The organism is Streptomyces amakusaensis, assembly GCF_039532665.1.
Classification (GTDB): Bacteria; Actinomycetota; Actinomycetes; order Streptomycetales; family Streptomycetaceae; genus Streptomyces; species Streptomyces amakusaensis.
Window position 1 is genome coordinate 206,669 of the sequence record NZ_BAAASB010000011.1, and the last position, 16,556, is coordinate 223,224.

Below are 16,556 nucleotides of genomic sequence, written 5' to 3' on the forward strand. Positions count from 1 at the left end.
TGTCGTACCCGTGTGCGACACTCCTTTTCATGCTGGGTGTCACCGATCTTCCGACCTATCTGGCGGGTCTCGTCCTGGTCGTTCTGCTGCCGGGGCCGAACTCGCTCTATGTGCTCTCGGTCGCCGCGCGGCGCGGGACCCGCAAGGGGTACACGGCCGCCGCCGGCGTCTGGTGCGGCGACACCGTGCTGATGGTGCTGGCGGCGGCGGGCGTGGCCTCGCTGCTCCAGGCCAATGAGCTGCTCTTCGGGATCGTGAAGTTCGCCGGGGCCGGCTATCTGACCTGGCTGGCGATAGGCATGCTGCGCGCGGCCTGGTCGCTGTGGCGGCAGCGGCACGAGGAGCCCGCCGAGACCCCCGCCGGTGAACAGCCCGCGGTGACGGCCGAGCGGCCCTTCCGGAAGGCCTTTGTGATCAGCCTGCTCAACCCGAAGGCGATCCTGTTCATGATCGCCTTCTTTGTGCAGTTCGTGGATCCCGCGTACGCCTATCCCGCGCTGTCCTTCGCCGTCCTCGGCGGCTTCCTCCAGCTGGCGAGCTTCCTCTATCTCTCCGCGCTGATATTCACCGGCACCCACCTCGCCGCCGCCTTCCGCCGCCGCAGACGGCTGACCGCCGGGGCGAACTCGGCCGCCGGGGCCCTCTTCCTCGGCTTCGCGGTGAAGCTCTCGCTCAGCAGCGCCGCCTGAGGCGGTACGCCCACGGCCCGGCCGGTCAGTGCGGTCAGTGCGGCCCGGCCGGTCAGTGCGGTCAGTCCGGCGCCTCGGCGGGAGCCGTGTCGTCGAGGCGGTAGCTCAGCCGGTCGATGACCTCGACCACCCCGTCGACGCTCTCGCACAGCCGGACGAACACCGGCAGCACCGTCCGCCGCTCCACGGTTCCGCTCAGGGTGACCCGGCCGTCGGTGACGTCGACGGTGAGGGCGGAGGGGGAGAGACCCAGGGTCTGGGTGAGGACGTCCTCAAGGATCTCCTCCTGGATCGCCCGGTCCCGCCGGAGGAAGAGCCGGAGCAGATCGCTGCGGCTGACCACACCGGTCAGCCGTCCGGCGGCGTCCACCACCGGCAGCCGCTTGATCCGCTTCTCCTCCATCACCCGGGCCGCCCGGACCACGCTCCACTGCGGCTCCGCCACGATCGCCGGGCTGGACATCAGCGCCTCGGCGGTGCTCGCCGTCGTCCGGGAGGTCTGCCTGCGCAGCAGATCCGCCTCCGACACGACGCCGACCGGGCGCTCCTCGTCGTCGACCACCGGCACGGCCGTGATGCCGTACTCGTCCAGCAGCCGGGCGATCTCCTTGAAAGCGGTTCCCCGCTGGACGCTCACGGCGGCGGGCGTCATCAGGTCGGCGACCCTGCGGTGCCTCATGGCTCCCCAGCCCCTTCCCGAAGTGCTGTTCTGTGCTGCTCCGTGCTGCTTCATGCCGCTGACCACCAGCGTGGTCGGTGCGAAGCCTCTCCGCACAGAGACCTTAGGCCCCTTTTGACCTTGGGCCTCATTCCGGCGGGGGCGTGGCAGAGAGCGGGAACAACCAGGGGAGGGGGAGGGAGGGGAGGGGAGAGGGCGGGACACCTGGACGGCACCCGCCCTCTTTACGGGAGAACGGGTGCCGCCGGTTCAGCGTAGTGCCGCCCGTCGCAGGCGGCGAGCCCCGCGCACCATCTTTCTGACCGCCGCTCCCCGGGGCACCGGCGCGCCGCCCGGGAGGCCCAGCGCGGTCAGCCGTCGGCGTTTGAAGTAGCGCAGTGTCCGGGCGTCGAGACGGGTGGCGAGGAATTCCTCGGCGGGCCCGCGCAGATCGGGCCTGATCCGCGACTGCATCGCGAAACCGACCGCCTTGACCAGCCCGGTCAGCTCGTCCACGGTCAGGACCCGGTCCGTCCCGCCCGTCCCGTCCGTCCCGCCCGTCCCGCCCGCCCCGCCGGTTCTGTCCGTCCCGTCGGGTTTTCCGGACACCTCCGGCACCAGCGCGTCCACGATCGTCAGCGGGATCCGGTTGCTGTTCTGGTACGGCGTCAGCCGGTCCAGCAGCGGTTCGGTGCCGATCCGGGCCACCGGGATGCCGTAGAAGGCGTTCGCCGTCAGCAGCGCGGTGGAGAAGCAGCCCACCACCAGCGCGGGCCGCGCCCGCCGGTAGACCACCTCCGCGAGCACCGGCTCCGCCCGTACGGACAGCTCCACCCCGAGGTCCGCCGCCGACAGCTCCAGGGCGCGGGTCCAGGACGCGGGGGCCGTCGGATGGGGTTTGAAGACGATCCGGCGGTGGCCCCGCTCGACGGCGGCCCACATCATCCGCAGATGGAGGTCCTCCTCCTCCTGGGGGGTGAGGATCCCGAGCGCCGCCAGATACTGGCCCAGCAGCAGCACGGCCCCTTCCCCTTCCTCCTCCCCGCCGCCGGGGGGCGCGGCCTCCGCCAGCTCGGCGATCACCTCGCGGAAGGCCTCCGCCGGCACCACCTCGGGCCTCACCCCGAACTCCGCCAGCAGCAGCGGTTCGAGCCCCGGCACCAGATCGAGATGGAGCAGCCGGCGCACCCGCTCGCCCACCAGCGGATCGATCGCGTCGCGCGTCGGCCCGTAGCTCATCAGCCCGTCCGCGTACACATCCACCGGCGCGTCCGGGAAGAGCTGGGCGACCGTGAGCGCGGGGGCGACCTGGACGGACTCCACCGCGAGCGCGATCCGGTCGTCGCCGAGCCCCCACCGCAGCCGCAGATACCTCTCCCACAGGGGCAGATCGTCCCGGCGCGGCGACCAGCCGCCCGGGTGGAAGGGGGCGATCGCCTCGTTCCACGACACCACCCCGTCGAAGCGGCCCCGCAGCCGCTCGAAGCCCGGCGCGGTGTCCGGCGCGGGCGAGGTCTCCGGGGTGCGCGCGTTGTTGGAGACCAGCAGCAGTCTGCGGTCCGCCGGGGGGAAGAAGCCGCTGTCGATCGCCGCCGCCAGGGTGGCGATCCCGTACAGCGAGGAGGCGTAGAAGATCTGGGTCGTCCGCATCAGGCCGCCGCCCGTCCGGTCGCCAGGGTGCGGCGGCGCAGCGCGCGCAGCCGGCCCGCCCGGCGGGCGTCCATCGAGTCCAGGACGTCCCCCAGCACTTCCTGGGGCATGCGCCGCAGTGCCGCCGCCGATTGTGTCCGCAGGGACTTCGCCACCGCCGGTTCGTATCTCCCCGCCGAATTCAGATGGTGGGCGATCACCGCACAGTAGGTGCGGACCGCTTTCGGCAACAGCCTTTCCGCTTCCCGGTCTTTCGCCGTCTCGGCAAGTACCTGGTCGAAAGCGCGGAGGAAATCGAGCTGGCGGACATCGCCGATCTGGGTGAGCGAGGAGGCGACTCCGCGCCGGTAGAAGATTCCCAGCAGGGTGATGACCGCGAAGGATTCCGCGTCCCGGTGCAGCCGCCATATCCACGGCCGGTCCTCGGCCGTCCGCAGCCCGTCGGTGAAATGCAGCAGCCCTTGTTCGAGGAGTCTGCGGTGGTACATCCCCGCCCAGGCGAACGGGTAGTCCACGGCCGTCGACCGGTCGGCGGGCCCGATCACCGATCGCGGATCGAGCACCTCGCCCCGGCGGCCGACCGGCACCCGGCGGACCGTGCGGGACCTCGCCGTGCACTGCACATGGTCGGTGCGGACGAAGTCGCAGCCCAGCTCCTCCATCGCGGTGAGCAGCCGGGCGAAATGGCCCGGGGCGAGCCAGTCGTCGCCGTCGAGGAAGGCGACGTACCTCCCGCGCGCCGCGTCCAGCCCGGTGTTGCGGGCGGTCGCCAGACCGCCGTTGGCCTCCCGGCGGATCAGCCGGGCGCCGGGGACGTCGCGCTCCGCGCGCTCCAGGATCTCCGCGGTCCCGTCGGTCGAGAAATCGTCGACCAGCAGGAATTCGAAGTCGTCACGGGCATTGGAGAGAAGGCTTCGGAGGGTGTCGGGCGCGTATGTCCGTACGTTGAAGAACGGCACGATGACGGAGAGCTTGACCACCCGCCCGAGGCTGGATCGCCGATCGGGCCGGCGTCCGTCCGCCGGACGGACGCCGGATGAACGGCGGGCGACGAACGCGTTCATTCTCGCGTGCCGATTCCGGATCCGCCCGAACTCCCCATGCGTAGGGGCGCTGTTAACCCTTTGTTGCGGTCGCGTTGGGCCGTCGAACGAAATGGCTTCCTAACGTCCTGGATGTGCCATCACCTACCAGCGAGCCAGTACGCGTGGCCGTACTCGCCGACTCCGACACCCGGTGGAAATGGGGCGCGCTCACCGCCCGCCGCATCGCCCCCGGACCCGCCGCCCTCACCGGCTTCCTGCTGCGCGGCCGGGCCACTCCCACGGCCCGCCAGCTCGCCGAGGTCGGCGCGGAGGCGGACGCGATCCACGAGGTGACCGCCGCCGAATTCCTGCGGCGGGCGGGCGGCGACGCCTACGACGTGATCGTCCTCGCGCTCGTCGGCGGCGGGGTCCAGGCCCTGCTGCACGGCCTCGCCGCGCAGCCGACGCCGGACCGCCCGGTCGTCGTCACCGGATATGTCGGAGTGGTCTACGAGAAGCTCGCCGACGGACTGCTGCTGAGGCACGGCGCGGACCTCGTGCTCGCCAACTCCCGCCGGGACGCGGAGCGGTTCCGCGCGGTGTACGAGGGGGTCGGGGCGGACGCGTCCGCCGTCACCGAGGCCGCGCTGCCCTTCCTCGGCGGCGAGGCGTACCGGCCCGAGGCCGGGCGCGACACCCTCGTCTTCGCGACACAGCCGTCGGTGCCCGCGGCCCGCGCCGACCGCGCCCATCTGCTGCGCAGACTGATCGAGCACGCGAGGCTCCACCCTGCCCGCGAAGTGGTCCTCAAGCTGCGCTCCCGGCCCGGTGAACACACCACCCACCTCGAAGAACTCCCGTACCAGCGGCTCGCCGAGAAGGCGCCGGGCGGGCTGCCGCCCAACCTCACCCTGGCGCACGGGCACATGGGCGAGGTACTGGACCGTACGGATCTGCTGGTCACCGTCTCCTCCACGGCGGCTATGGAGTCGCTGCACCGGGGGATCCCGACCGCGATCCTCACCGACCTCGGCGTCCGCGAGTCCCTCGGCAACCACCACTTCATCGGCTCCGGGCTGCTGACCTCCTTCGACCGTCTCGACGCCGGGCACCGCCCGGTGCCCGACCCGCTCTGGCTGGCCGGGCAGGGCGTCGCGGCGGACGGACGGTACGAGAACGCCTTCGACACCGCCCGCGAACGGGTCGCCGAGCTGCTCGCGCGCCCCGGACTCCCGCCCCTCGCGCCGTACTACACGGCCGCCACCGCCCCCGGCTATCTGCCCGGGATCCTCGCCCGCCACCGGCTCGGCCCGGACGGCGTCCCGCTGCCGGGCGCGGCGGGGGAGGCCGGGCCCGGCGGTGTGCGAAGGCTGGTCCGCGACGCCGTACGGGGGGCCGCGCGCGGCGCGTACCGCCACGGCGTCCAGCGGGTCGCCCCGGCGATCCGGCGGGTGGGCGAACTGTGAGCCGCGCCTCGGGCCGGCCGGCCCCCGACACCTCAGGAGAGCGACAGCCGATGACCGTCCTCGCCGTGATACCCGCCAGGGGCGGTTCCAAGGGCGTCCCCGCCAAGAACCTCGCACCGGTGGGCGGTGTGCCGCTGGTGGTCCGTGCCGTACGGGAGAGCCTCGCCGCCCGGCTGGTCACCGATGTCGTGGTCACCACCGACGACCCGGAGATCGCCGGGGCGGCCAAGGCCGCGGGCGCGGAGGTGGTGTGGCGGCCCGAGGCGCTCGCCGGGGACACGGCGAGCAGCGAATCGGCGGTGCTGCACGCACTGGACGCCTTCGAGTCGGCGCACGGGAGGCGGGTGGGCGTGGTGGTGCTGGTCCAGTGCACCAGCCCCTTCCTCACCGGCGCGGAAGTGGCGGGCGTCGCCTCGGCGGTGGCCGAGGGCGGCGCGGACAGCGCGGTGACGGTGGCCCCCTTCCACGGCTTCCTCTGGCGCGACGCGCGGGAATCGGCCTCCGGCCAGGACCCGGACCAGGACCAGGACCAGGACCAGGACCCGGAGCCGGCCCGGGGAGCCCGCGGCGTCAACCACGACCCCGCCCACCGGCCCCGCCGCCAGGACCGGCCGCAGGACCTGCTGGAGACGGGAGCCGCGTACGCCATGGACGCGGCGGGCTTCCGCGCCGCACGGCACCGGTTCTTCGGCCGCACCGAGCTGGTCCGCACCGACCCCGCCCGCGTGCTGGAGGTGGACGACCCCCACGACCTCGCCCGGGCCAGGGCGCTCGCCCCGCTGCTCGACCCGCCCGCCGCCGGAAGGCGTCCCGGCGACCGGGACACCGCGCCCGCCCGGCCCGCCCCGGCCGATGTCGACGCCGTCGTCCTCGACTTCGACGGCACCCAGACCGACGACCGCGTCCTCATCGACGCGGACGGCCGGGAGACCGTCGCCGTCCACCGGGGCGACGGGCTCGGCATCGCCCGCCTCCGCGAGGCCGGGCTCGCCCTGCTGATCCTCTCCAGCGAGCGGAATCCGGTGGTCGCCGCCCGCGCCCGCAAGCTCGGCATCCCCGTGCTGCACGGCATCGACCGCAAGGATCTCGCGCTCGCCGAGTGGTGCGAGGAGCGGGGCATCCCGCCGGAGCGCGTGCTCTACCTCGGCAACGACGTCAACGATCTGCCCTGTTTCTCGCTCGCCGGCTGGCCCGTGGCCGTCGCCGACGCGCACGGCCCCGTACGCGCCGCCGCCCGCGCGGTCACCGCGACGCGCGGCGGCGAGGGAGCCGTCCGCGAGATCGCCGGCTGGCTCCTCGGCCCGGAGCTGAACGGCCCCGGCCGGCCGCCCCACGACCAGTCCCCGTCCTGAACCTCACTCGACCGAACCCCGACACGTAAGGAACCACCCTCATGAGCACGTCCCGACTGCGCACCCTCGGCACCAGGACCGCCGGGCCGGGCCACCCCGTCTATGTCACCGGTGAGATCGGCATCAACCACAACGGCGACCTGGACAACGCCCTCGCCCTCATCGACGCCGCCGCCGACGCGGGCTGCGACGCCGTCAAGTTCCAGAAGCGCACCCCGGAGATCTGCACCCCGCGCGACCAGTGGGACATCGAGCGCGACACCCCCTGGGGCCGGATGACCTACATCGACTACCGGCACCGGGTGGAGTTCGGCGAGCGGGAGTACCGCCGTATCGACGCGCACTGCCGCGAGCGCGGCATCGACTGGTTCGCCTCGCCCTGGGACACCGAGGCCGTCGCCTTCCTGGAGAAGTTCGACGTCCCCGCGCACAAGGTGGCCTCCGCCTCGCTCACCGACGACGAACTGCTCCGCGCCCTGCGCGCCACCGGCCGGACCGTCATCCTCTCCACCGGGATGTCCACCCCGCGCCAGATCCGGCACGCGGTGGAGGTGCTGGGCAGCGACAACATCCTGCTCTGCCACGCCACCTCGACCTACCCGGCGCGGGCGGAGGAGCTGAACCTCAAGGTGATCCAGACCCTCAAGGACGAGTACCCGAACGTCCCGATCGGCTACTCCGGCCATGAGACCGGACTCCAGACCACCCTGGCCGCCGTCGCCGTCGGAGCCGTCTTCGTCGAGCGCCACATCACCCTCGACCGCGCGATGTGGGGCTCCGACCAGGCCGCCTCCGTCGAACCGGGCGGGCTCCAGCGTCTCGTACGCGACATCCGCACCATCGAGGCGGCGCTCGGCGACGGCGTGAAGAAGGTCTACGCATCCGAACTCGCCCCCATGCGCAAGCTCCGCCGCGTCCCCGGTCTCCACGCGGTGGAGACCGGGACCGGGGCCGACGACCGCGAGCCCGTCGCCGTCTGAACCTTCCCCGCAGACCCCGGAGGGCGGACGGACCCCGTGCCCAGAGGCCGAACCCCCTCTGGGTGACCCCCTTGCGGACCCCCGCCCTCCGGCCCTCCCCTCCCTCTCCGAAGACCGAACCGTCCACGTCAGAGGTGACCCGCAGTGAATCTCGCCTTCGTCGAGAGCCCGGTCCAGCTCCTGAACGTCCTGGAGTGGGCCCACGCCCAGCCGTACGAGCCACCGCGCCGCCCCGGACCGCCGAAGGCCCCGGCCCCGGGCCCCGCCGACGGCATCCTCGTCGTCGTGCTCCCGCCCACCGACCCCGTCTCCCGGGACCAGCTGCGCACCATGGCCGAGCTGGCCCGCGAGGAGGGCTTCGCGGTCCGCTGGCAGGAGGCGCGCGGCGGCGCGGGCGCGCCGCTCAGGGCGGTGCGCGAACTGCTGCCGGAGCTGCGCCGCGCCGGGCGGATCGTCATCGGCGACCCGTTCTCGCGCTATGTGCAGCTGCTGCTGACGCTGGTCGGCGGCGTGCCGCTGACCGTGGTGGACGACGGCACCGCGACCATGGAGTTCACCGACCGGCTCGCCCGGGGCGAGAAGCTGACGCGCTGGCACCGGCGCGACGCCCGGGGCCCCCGGGAGCTGGCCCTCGCGCCGGTCACCCGGCTCGCCCGCAGACGGCTGACGCCCTCCCGCACCCAGTCCGTCGAGCTGTTCACCTCGATGCCCGTCGACCCGCCCCGAGGAATCGCCGTCACCCCCAACACCTTCGGCTGGGCCCGCTTCCGCTTCGGCCCGCCGGAGATCGCGCCGGGGGCCGATCTGGTGGGCACCTCCCTGGTGGAGACCGGGGTGGTCGACCCGGACCGGTACGCGGCGGCGGTCGCCGCCCTCGCCCGGACGCACGGCGTGACCCGCTACTTCGCCCACCGCCGCGAGGAGTCCGGCAAACTCGCCCGGCTGGCCCGGGAGACCGGAGTGGAGATCGTCCGCCCGGACCTCCCGCTGGAGCTGGTCGCCCGCCGGGGCCCGATCGCCGCCACGGTCCTCAGCTTCCCCTCCACCGTGGTCCACACCCTCCCCATCGCACTCGCGGGCACCGGAATCAAGGTGGCCGTCTGCGACATAGCCCCGGAATGGCTGAGAGCGACCGCCTCACCACGCGCCCGGGGGTTCCTCGCGGGCGTCACCGGGAGCGCCCGGGACGTCGAGCGGCTGCCCGCGCCGGCCTGAGAAACCGCCCGGCGGCGAGGTCCCGCGCGGTGGGGTACGTTCGGAAAGAGGCGTGAGCTTACCCACAGATATCCGAGATCATGCACCTGGGGGCCGCTGTTCCTTCGCCTGTAGGGTTGAACTTTTGTTGATCAGCGGTCAGTTGGCCCCCTGCTGGGCCTACTCTTCAACAGGTGAACCAACTGATGTCCCGCGAGTCCGAAGCCGACCTGCCCGGGGGCGTCGCCCTCCCCGGCACTCTGTCCGAATCGCTGCGCGCCGAGCTGATCGCCTTCCGCCGCGATCTGCACATGCACCCCGAATTGGGCAACCAGGAGTTCCGTACGACCGCCGCTCTCAAGGCGCGCCTCGAAGAGGCCGGTCTCGAACCACGGGTGCTCTCCGTCGGCACCGGACTCCTGTGTGACATCGGCGAGTGGGACGGAGAAACGCCACTTCTGGCGCTCCGCGCGGACATCGACGCGCTCCCCATCCCCGACACCAAGACCGGCGTCCCCTACCGCTCCACCGTCCCGGACCGCGCGCACGCCTGCGGCCACGACATCCACACCGCCACGGTGCTGGGGGCCGGGCTGGTCCTGGCCGAGCTGGACCGGCAGGGGCTGCTGCCGCGCCCGGTACGGCTGATCTTCCAGCCCGCCGAGGAGGTGCTGCCCGGCGGCGCGTCCGACGCCATCGAATCGGGGGTGCTGGACGGCGTCGGCATGATCGTCGCGGTGCACTGCGACCCCCGGGTCGACGCGGGCGTCATCGGGCTGCGGCCCGGCCCCATCACCTCCGCCTGCGACCGGCTCGAAGTCTCCCTCGACGGGCCCGGCGGCCACACCGCCCGTCCGCATCTGACCACCGACCTGGTCACGGCGGCGGCGAAGGTGGCCACCGAGGTCCCCGCCCTGCTCGCCCGCCGGGTGGACGCCCGCTCGGGGCTCGCCGTCACCTGGGGACGCATCGAGGCGGGCCACGCCTGCAATGTCATCCCCCAGCACGCGGAACTCTCCGGCACCGTCCGCTGCCTGGATCTGCCGGGCTGGCGGGTCGCGCCCGATCTGGTCCACGCGGCCATCGACGAGATCGCCACGCTCCACCGGGCCAAGTCGGAGATCAACTACATCCGGGGCGTGCCGCCCGTGGTCAACGATCCCTACGTCACCGAGCTGCTGCGGGAGGCGCAGACCGTCCGGCTGGGCCCCGCCGCCGTCGAGGACACCGAACAGAGCCTGGGCGGCGAGGATTTCTCCTGGTACCTCGAACGGGTCCCCGGCGCACTGGCCAGGCTCGGTGTGCGCACCCCCGGCGACCCGGTCAAGCGCGATCTCCACCGGGGCGACTTCGACGCCGACGAGCGGGCCATCAAGGTCGGCGTCGAGCTCTTCACCGCCACGGCCCTGCTCCACGCGGCCCGCGGCTGACACCGCACCCGGAATGCCCTGGAAGCGCCATTCCAGGGCATTCCGGGGGTCGCACCCCCGGCCCCGTGCGCACCACCCGTCTCCGTGCCCGTAACGCTACGCTCAGTCCTTCACACGCCCTGTTCGCGACGATCCGATAACGACTCATGAACAGGGCTTTAACTGACATCTACGCGCGTTACGATCGCCGCAAAACCAGCGCCGGAAGAGGCGCTTTCGGTCAGTCTCGAAGGGGCCTCCTCTTGCGCCGGGTATCCAAGATCGCTGCCGCGTGTTTCGCCTCCGCGGCCCTCGCTCTCACCGCCTCCGGGTGCGGTGAGGCGTCCACCGAGTCCACCACCACCGAGTCCACCGGTGCGGCGGACGGCAAGCTGAAGATCGGCATGGCCTACGACGTCGGCGGCCGTGGTGACAACTCCTTCAACGACTCCGCCGCCCGCGGCCTGGACAAGGCCAAGGCCGAGCTGGGCGCCGAGACCAAGGAGCTCACCGCCAAGCACGGCGAGACCCCGGCGGACCGCGAGGCGCGCCTCGCCTCGCTGGCGAAGGGCGGCTTCAACCCCGTCGTCGCCGTGGGCTTCGCCTACAAGGACACGATCGACAAGGTCGCTCCGCAGTTCCCCAAGACGAGCTTCGGCCTGGTCGACTCGATCTCCGACGCCAAGAACGTCGACAACATCGTCTTCACCGAGGAGCAGGGCTCCTACCTCGCGGGCGTCGCCGCCGCGCTGAAGTCGAAGGACGGCAAGATCGGCTTCATCGGCGGTGTCGACCTTCCGCTGATCAAGAAGTTCGCGGCCGGCTTCGAGCAGGGCGTCAAGGAGACCAACCCCAAGGCGTCGGTGCAGATCCAGTACCTGACCACCGGTACGGACCTCTCCGGCTTCGGCAGCCCCGACAAGGGCAAGGGCGCCGCCGAGGGCATGCTCGACAAGGGTGTCGACGTGATCTACACCGCCGCGGGCGGCTCCGGCGCCGGCGCCATCGAGGCCGTCGCGGCCAAGAAGGGCTCCTGGGCGATCGGCGTCGACTCGGACCAGGCCAAGGACCCGGCTCTGAAGAAGTACGCCTCCGTCATCCTGACCTCGGTCGTCAAGAACGTCGACACCGGCGTCTTCGAGCTGGCCAAGTCCGTCAAGGACGGCAAGCCGCTGACCGGCACGCACACCTACTCCCTCGCGGAGGACGGTGTCAGCCTCACCACCACGGGCGACCACCTGAAGGACATCCAGGACAAGCTCGACGCCGCGAAGAAGAAGATCGTGGACGGCGAGATCAAGGTCAACACCACGACCTGATCCAGCCGGGATCGGGGCCCGGACGAGCGGCCTAAGGTCGTGCCTTCAAAGTCCCGTCTGTCTGCCGTGCCCTGGTACGCACGCTCGCCGCGTTGTCGTCGGTCGCCCACGCTCCGCGTGGGCTCCTTCCTCCGCCTTGCGATCGCACGCACCAGACCCCGCCAGACCCGCCCTTCGGGCGGACGACGCTACTTTGAAGACACTCCCTTGCCGCCCCTCCGGGCCCCGACGCACGTATCGCGTTCGGCGAGCGCGCCAGGGTCTTTCACGATTTGGCGACGCTACGCGCGTAGTTTCCCAGCTACGGGGTGCTACGCGGTAGTTTTCGCCACCACCGCCTCTGCTCCTCCACTCCTGTCCTGGAGAGTGCGCCATCAAAGCGTCCAGCAGTCCCCATGCCGTAGAGCTCCGCGGCATCACCAAACGATTCCCCGGAGTCGTGGCCAACCACGACATCGACATCACCGTGGCCCGTGGCACCGTGCACGCCCTCGTCGGCGAGAACGGCGCGGGCAAGTCCACCCTGATGAAGATCCTTTACGGCATGCAGAAGCCGGACGAGGGCACCATCGCGGTGGACGGCGAGCAGGTCTCCTTCTCCAACCCCGGAGACGCCATCGCCCGCGGCATCGGCATGGTGCACCAGCACTTCATGCTCGCCGACTACCTCACCGTCCTCGAGAACGTCGTCCTCGGCTCCGAGAAGCTGTACGGCATCGGCGACCGGGCCCGCACCAAGATCAAGGAGATCTCGGACGCGTACGGCCTCGGCATCCGGCCCGACGCCCATGTCGAGGACCTCGGCGTCGCCGACCGCCAGCGGGTCGAGATCCTCAAGGTTCTCTACCGGGGCGCGCGCACGCTGATCCTGGACGAGCCGACCGCCGTGCTGGTGCCGCAGGAGGTCGACGCGCTCTTCGACAATCTGCGGGAGCTGAAGGCGGAGGGCCTCACGGTCATCTTCATCTCGCACAAGCTCGGCGAGGTGCTCTCGGTCGCCGACGACATCACCGTCATCCGCCGGGGCACCACGGTCGGTACCGCCGACCCCGCCTCCACCACACCGAAGCAGCTCGCCGAGCTGATGGTCGGCAGCGAGCTGCCCTCGCCCGAGACCCGTGAGTCCACCGTCACCGATGTGCCGATGCTCCAGGTCAAGGAGGTGCGGCTGACCGCGACCGACCCCGACGGAGTCGTCCGCGCCGTACTGGACTCCATCGACTTCACCATCCACAAGGGCGAAGTCCTCGGCATCGCCGGCGTGGAGGGCAACGGCCAGTCCGAACTGGTCGAGGCGATCATGGGCATGCGCCATCTGGACACCGGTGTGCTCACCCTCGACGGCCAGGACATCTCGCAGACCCCGACGCGCAAGCGCCGCGAGGACGGCATCGGGGTCATCCCCGAGGACCGTCACCGCCACGGACTGCTGCTGGAAGCCCCGCTCTGGGAGAACCGCATCCTCGGCCATGTGACCGAGAAGCCCAACAGCCGGGGATCCTTCCTCGACCTCAAGGCCGCCCGCGCCGACACCGAGCGGATCGTCCGCGAGTACGACGTGCGCACCCCCGGCATCGACGTCACCGCGGCCTCGCTCTCCGGCGGCAACCAGCAGAAGCTGATCGTCGGCCGCGAGATGAGCCACAACCCCAAGCTGCTGATCGCCGCCCACCCCACCCGCGGTGTGGACGTCGGCGCGCAGGCGCAGATCTGGGACCAGATCCGCGAGGCGCGCCGGGAGGGACTGGCGGTGCTGCTGATCTCCGCCGACCTGGACGAGCTGATCGGGCTCTCCGACACCCTCAGGGTGATGTACCGGGGCCGGCTGGTCGCGGACGCCGACCCGGCGACCATCACCCCGGAGGAGCTGGGCTCGGCCATGACCGGCGCGGCCTCCGGCCATCTCGAAGCCCCTGCTGAGTCCGACGGCGACGCGGACGACCCCCGGGACGGGGGAGAGGACCGATGAAGAAGATCGACAAGGAGCGGGTGCTCCTGGGCCTCGCGGCCCCGCTGCTCGCGATCGTGGTCGCGTTCCTGGTGACCGCCGTGGTGCTGCTGGCGACCGGCAAGGAGCCGTTCAACGCCTTCGCCATCATGTTCGACTACGGGTCGAAGGCGGACAGCCAGGTCTACATCCTGAACAAGGCGACCACCTACTACCTGGCAGGACTCGCGGTCGCCCTCGGCTTCCGGATGAACCTGTTCAACATCGGCGTCGACGGTCAGTACCGCCTCGCCGCCTTCTTCGCCGCCGCCCTCGGCGGCGCGCTGACCCTGCCCGGCGCGATCCAGATCCCGCTGATCATCCTCTGCGCGATGACCGTCGGCGCGATGTGGGCCGGTATCGCCGGTGTCCTCAAGGTCACCCGGGGCGTCAGCGAGGTCGTCTCCACGATCATGCTGAACGCGATCGCCACCGCGATCATCGGCTATCTCCTCCAGACCGGCCGCCTCGGCCACCTGGACACCGCCGGCACCAAGATCTCCACCAAGCCCATCCCGGAGTCCTCGCACTTCTTCGAGTTCCCGACCGCCACCGGCCCCGTCTGGGGCTTCATCGTGGTCGCGGCCCTCGCGGGCGTCGCCTACTGGTTCACGCTCTCCCGCACCCGCTTCGGCTTCGATCTGCGCACGGTCGGCCAGTCCGGCTCCGCGGCCCAGGCCAGCGGTGTGAACGTGAAGAAGATGGTCGTCACCTCCATGCTGATCTCCGGCGCGGTCGCGGGCCTGGTCGGCATGCCGACCCTGCTCAACGACAGCTACGAGTACAGCGGCGACTTCCCCGTCGGCATCGGCTTCACCGGTATCGCCATCGCCCTCCTCGGCCGCAACCACCCGATCGGCATTGCCCTCGGCGCGATCCTCTGGGCCTTCCTGGAGCGCGGCAGCGGCCAGCTCGAATTCCAGGGCTACGACAAGGAGATCGTCGGCGTCATCCAGGGCGTGATCGTCCTCTGCGTGGTCATCGCCTACGAAGTCGTGCGCCGCTACGGCCTCAAGCGCCAGCAGCGGCAGGTCGGCGCGAAGCTCGCCGCCCAGGCCCGTAACTCCGAGAAGCAGGAGGTGTCGGCGTGAGCGTCACGGCGACTTCCACCCCGCCGCCCGCCGCCGCCCCCAAGGTGAGCGGCGGCAAGGGCGGCCGTACCCGCCTGTCCTTCCCGGTCGTTCTGCTGATCATCTCGGGCGCGCTGCTCGTCCTCTCCGCGGTTCGGATGATCACCGGGGCGCAGGACATCACCTCGGCCGGACTGGTCAGCGCCGCGCTCTCCCTGGCGGTGCCGATCGGCCTCGCCGGTCTCGGCGGCCTCTGGGCCGAGCGCGCGGGCGTGGTCAACATCGGCCTCGAAGGCATGATGATCCTGGGCACCTTCTTCGGCGCCTGGGCCGGCTGGCAGACCGATCCCTGGATCGGTGTCCTCTGCGGTGTGCTGGGCGGCATGCTCGGCGGACTGCTGCACGCGGTCGCCACCGTCACCTTCGGCGTCGACCACATCATCTCCGGCATCGCGATCAACATCCTGGCCGTCGGTTTCACCACCTACTTCGCCAAGCTCTGGTTCAACAGCGGCGAGGCCGCGGCGGCGGGCGGCAGCCCCAAGCAGTCCCCGCCGGCCGACTCGATCACCTCCATCACCGTGCCGGGGCTCTCCGACTGGCTGCTGACGATCGAGAAGAACCACTGGTTCCTGATCTCGGACCTGGCGGGCATCCTCGGCGGTCTGGTCACCAATCTGTCGCTGCTGACCCTGGTGGCCGTGGCGCTCTTCGTGATGACGTTCTTCGTGCTGTGGCGCACCTCGTTCGGTCTGCGGCTGCGCTCCTGCGGCGAGAACCCGATCGCCGCCGAGTCGCTCGGCGTCAACGTCTACAAGTACAAGTACATCGCCGTGATCGTCTCCGGCGGTATGGCCGGTCTCGGCGGCGCGTTCCTGTCGCTGGTCACCGCGCACATCTACAACGAGGGCCAGACCGGCGGCCGGGGCTACATCGGTCTCGCCGCGATGATCTTCGGTAACTGGCGGCCCGGCGGGCTCGCCATGGGCGCGGGCCTCTTCGGCTTCACCGACGCGCTCCAGCTGCGCAACGGCGGCCAGACCGTCCACGCGCTCCTGCTGCTGCTGGTGATCGGCCTGGTCGCCCTCGCGATCTGGAAGTTCTACCGCAAGAACACGGTCCAGGCCGTGGTCAGCGCGGTCATCGCCGCCCTGGTGCTGCTCTGGTACCTGGCCACGGACACCGTTCCCAACGAGTTCGTGACCGCCACCCCGTACGTGGTGACGCTGCTGGTCCTCTCGCTCTCCGCGCAACGGCTGCGAATGCCGAAGGCGGACGGCATGCGCTACCGCAAGGGCCAGGGCAAGTGACGACGGCCGCGTTCGACTGGGAGGTCCTGCGGAGCCGGGCGCGTGAGGCGATGACCCACGCGTACGCGCCCTACTCGGACTTCCCGGTCGGGGTGGCCGCCCTGGTGGACGACGGCCGCACGGTCACCGGCTGCAATGTCGAGAACGCCTCCTACGGGCTCTCGCTCTGCGCCGAGTGCGGACTCGTCTCCCAGCTCCAGGCCACCGGCGGCGGCCGGCTGACCCACTTCACCTGTGTGGACGGCCGGGGCGAGAGCCTGGTGCCGTGCGGTCGCTGCCGGCAGCTGCTGTACGAGTTCGGGGGGCCCGAGCTGCTGCTCGACACCCCGGGCGGGATCGTGACCCTGGCGGAGATGCTCCCCCAGGCCTTCGGTCCCAAGAATCTCATCTAGACACCCCTGGCTGCGGCCCCTCCCTGCGAACGGAGGGGCCGCGGCCTTTACCCCC

At 71.3% G+C, this 16,556-nt stretch carries 14 protein-coding genes; 11 read left to right on the forward strand and 3 right to left on the reverse strand.

All coding sequences use genetic code 11. The features are described 5' to 3' along the window. Nucleotides 1-29: 29 nt before the first annotated feature. Entirely contained in the window at nucleotides 30-689 is a 660-nt protein-coding gene (gene leuE / locus ABD371_RS20875) for a leucine efflux protein LeuE (RefSeq protein WP_344479052.1), read from the forward strand. 61 nt (nucleotides 690-750) lie between these two features. On the opposite strand, the gene ABD371_RS20880 is transcribed toward leuE, so the two are convergent. The 3 genes from ABD371_RS20880 to ABD371_RS20890 all read right to left on the reverse strand — a co-directional run bounded on the left by ABD371_RS20880 (nucleotide 751) and on the right by ABD371_RS20890 (nucleotide 3,977). Continuing rightward, complete coding sequence (locus ABD371_RS20880) at nucleotides 751-1,368, reverse strand: CBS domain-containing protein (RefSeq protein WP_344479053.1); 618 nt, start codon at nucleotides 1,366-1,368, stop codon at nucleotides 751-753. Nucleotides 1,369-1,617: 249 nt separating this feature from the next. Then, on the reverse strand, nucleotides 1,618-2,997 hold the full coding sequence (locus tag ABD371_RS20885; RefSeq protein WP_344479055.1) for a polysialyltransferase family glycosyltransferase: 1,380 nt from the start codon (nucleotides 2,995-2,997) through the stop codon (nucleotides 1,618-1,620). Beyond that, entirely contained in the window at nucleotides 2,997-3,977 is a 981-nt protein-coding gene (locus ABD371_RS20890; protein ID WP_344479056.1) for a glycosyltransferase family 2 protein, read from the reverse strand. Before ABD371_RS20890 ends, ABD371_RS20885 begins: the two co-directional genes overlap by 1 nt. Nucleotides 3,978-4,174: 197 nt before the next feature. Between ABD371_RS20890 and ABD371_RS20895 the strand changes: the two genes are divergently transcribed. The 10 genes from ABD371_RS20895 to ABD371_RS20940 all read left to right on the forward strand — a co-directional run bounded on the left by ABD371_RS20895 (nucleotide 4,175) and on the right by ABD371_RS20940 (nucleotide 16,501). Beyond that, entirely contained in the window at nucleotides 4,175-5,488 is a 1,314-nt protein-coding gene (locus tag ABD371_RS20895; protein ID WP_344479058.1) for a DUF6716 putative glycosyltransferase, read from the forward strand. A 50-nt stretch (nucleotides 5,489-5,538) separates the two neighbouring features. Continuing rightward, nucleotides 5,539-6,840 (forward strand): cytidylyltransferase domain-containing protein, encoded by a 1,302-nt coding sequence (locus tag ABD371_RS20900; RefSeq protein WP_344479059.1) that lies wholly within the window; start codon nucleotides 5,539-5,541, stop codon nucleotides 6,838-6,840. A 41-nt stretch (nucleotides 6,841-6,881) separates the two neighbouring features. After that, the gene (locus ABD371_RS20905) at nucleotides 6,882-7,820 is read left to right on the forward strand and encodes an N-acetylneuraminate synthase family protein (protein ID WP_344479061.1); all 939 of its coding nucleotides are present in this window, start codon (nucleotides 6,882-6,884) and stop codon (nucleotides 7,818-7,820) included. Between the two features lie 144 nt (nucleotides 7,821-7,964). Beyond that, nucleotides 7,965-9,035: a hypothetical protein gene (locus tag ABD371_RS20910; protein WP_344479062.1), complete on the forward strand. Its 1,071-nt coding sequence runs from the start codon at nucleotides 7,965-7,967 to the stop codon at nucleotides 9,033-9,035. A 185-nt stretch (nucleotides 9,036-9,220) separates the two neighbouring features. After that, nucleotides 9,221-10,444 (forward strand): amidohydrolase, encoded by a 1,224-nt coding sequence (locus ABD371_RS20915; RefSeq protein WP_344479233.1) that lies wholly within the window; start codon nucleotides 9,221-9,223, stop codon nucleotides 10,442-10,444. A 242-nt stretch (nucleotides 10,445-10,686) separates the two neighbouring features. Next, complete coding sequence (locus ABD371_RS20920) at nucleotides 10,687-11,742, forward strand: BMP family lipoprotein (protein WP_344479064.1); 1,056 nt, start codon at nucleotides 10,687-10,689, stop codon at nucleotides 11,740-11,742. A gap of 340 nt (nucleotides 11,743-12,082) precedes the next feature. Next, nucleotides 12,083-13,711, forward strand: a complete 1,629-nt coding sequence (locus tag ABD371_RS20925; protein WP_344479234.1) for an ABC transporter ATP-binding protein — start codon at nucleotides 12,083-12,085, stop codon at nucleotides 13,709-13,711. Beyond that, nucleotides 13,708-14,820 (forward strand): ABC transporter permease, encoded by a 1,113-nt coding sequence (locus ABD371_RS20930; protein WP_344479065.1) that lies wholly within the window; start codon nucleotides 13,708-13,710, stop codon nucleotides 14,818-14,820. Before ABD371_RS20925 ends, ABD371_RS20930 begins: the two co-directional genes overlap by 4 nt. After that, the gene (locus ABD371_RS20935; protein WP_344479067.1) at nucleotides 14,817-16,109 is read left to right on the forward strand and encodes an ABC transporter permease; all 1,293 of its coding nucleotides are present in this window, start codon (nucleotides 14,817-14,819) and stop codon (nucleotides 16,107-16,109) included. Before ABD371_RS20930 ends, ABD371_RS20935 begins: the two co-directional genes overlap by 4 nt. Next, nucleotides 16,106-16,501, forward strand: coding sequence for a cytidine deaminase (locus tag ABD371_RS20940; protein ID WP_190121579.1), 396 nt, complete (start codon nucleotides 16,106-16,108; stop codon nucleotides 16,499-16,501). Before ABD371_RS20935 ends, ABD371_RS20940 begins: the two co-directional genes overlap by 4 nt. Nucleotides 16,502-16,556: the final 55 nt, after the last annotated feature.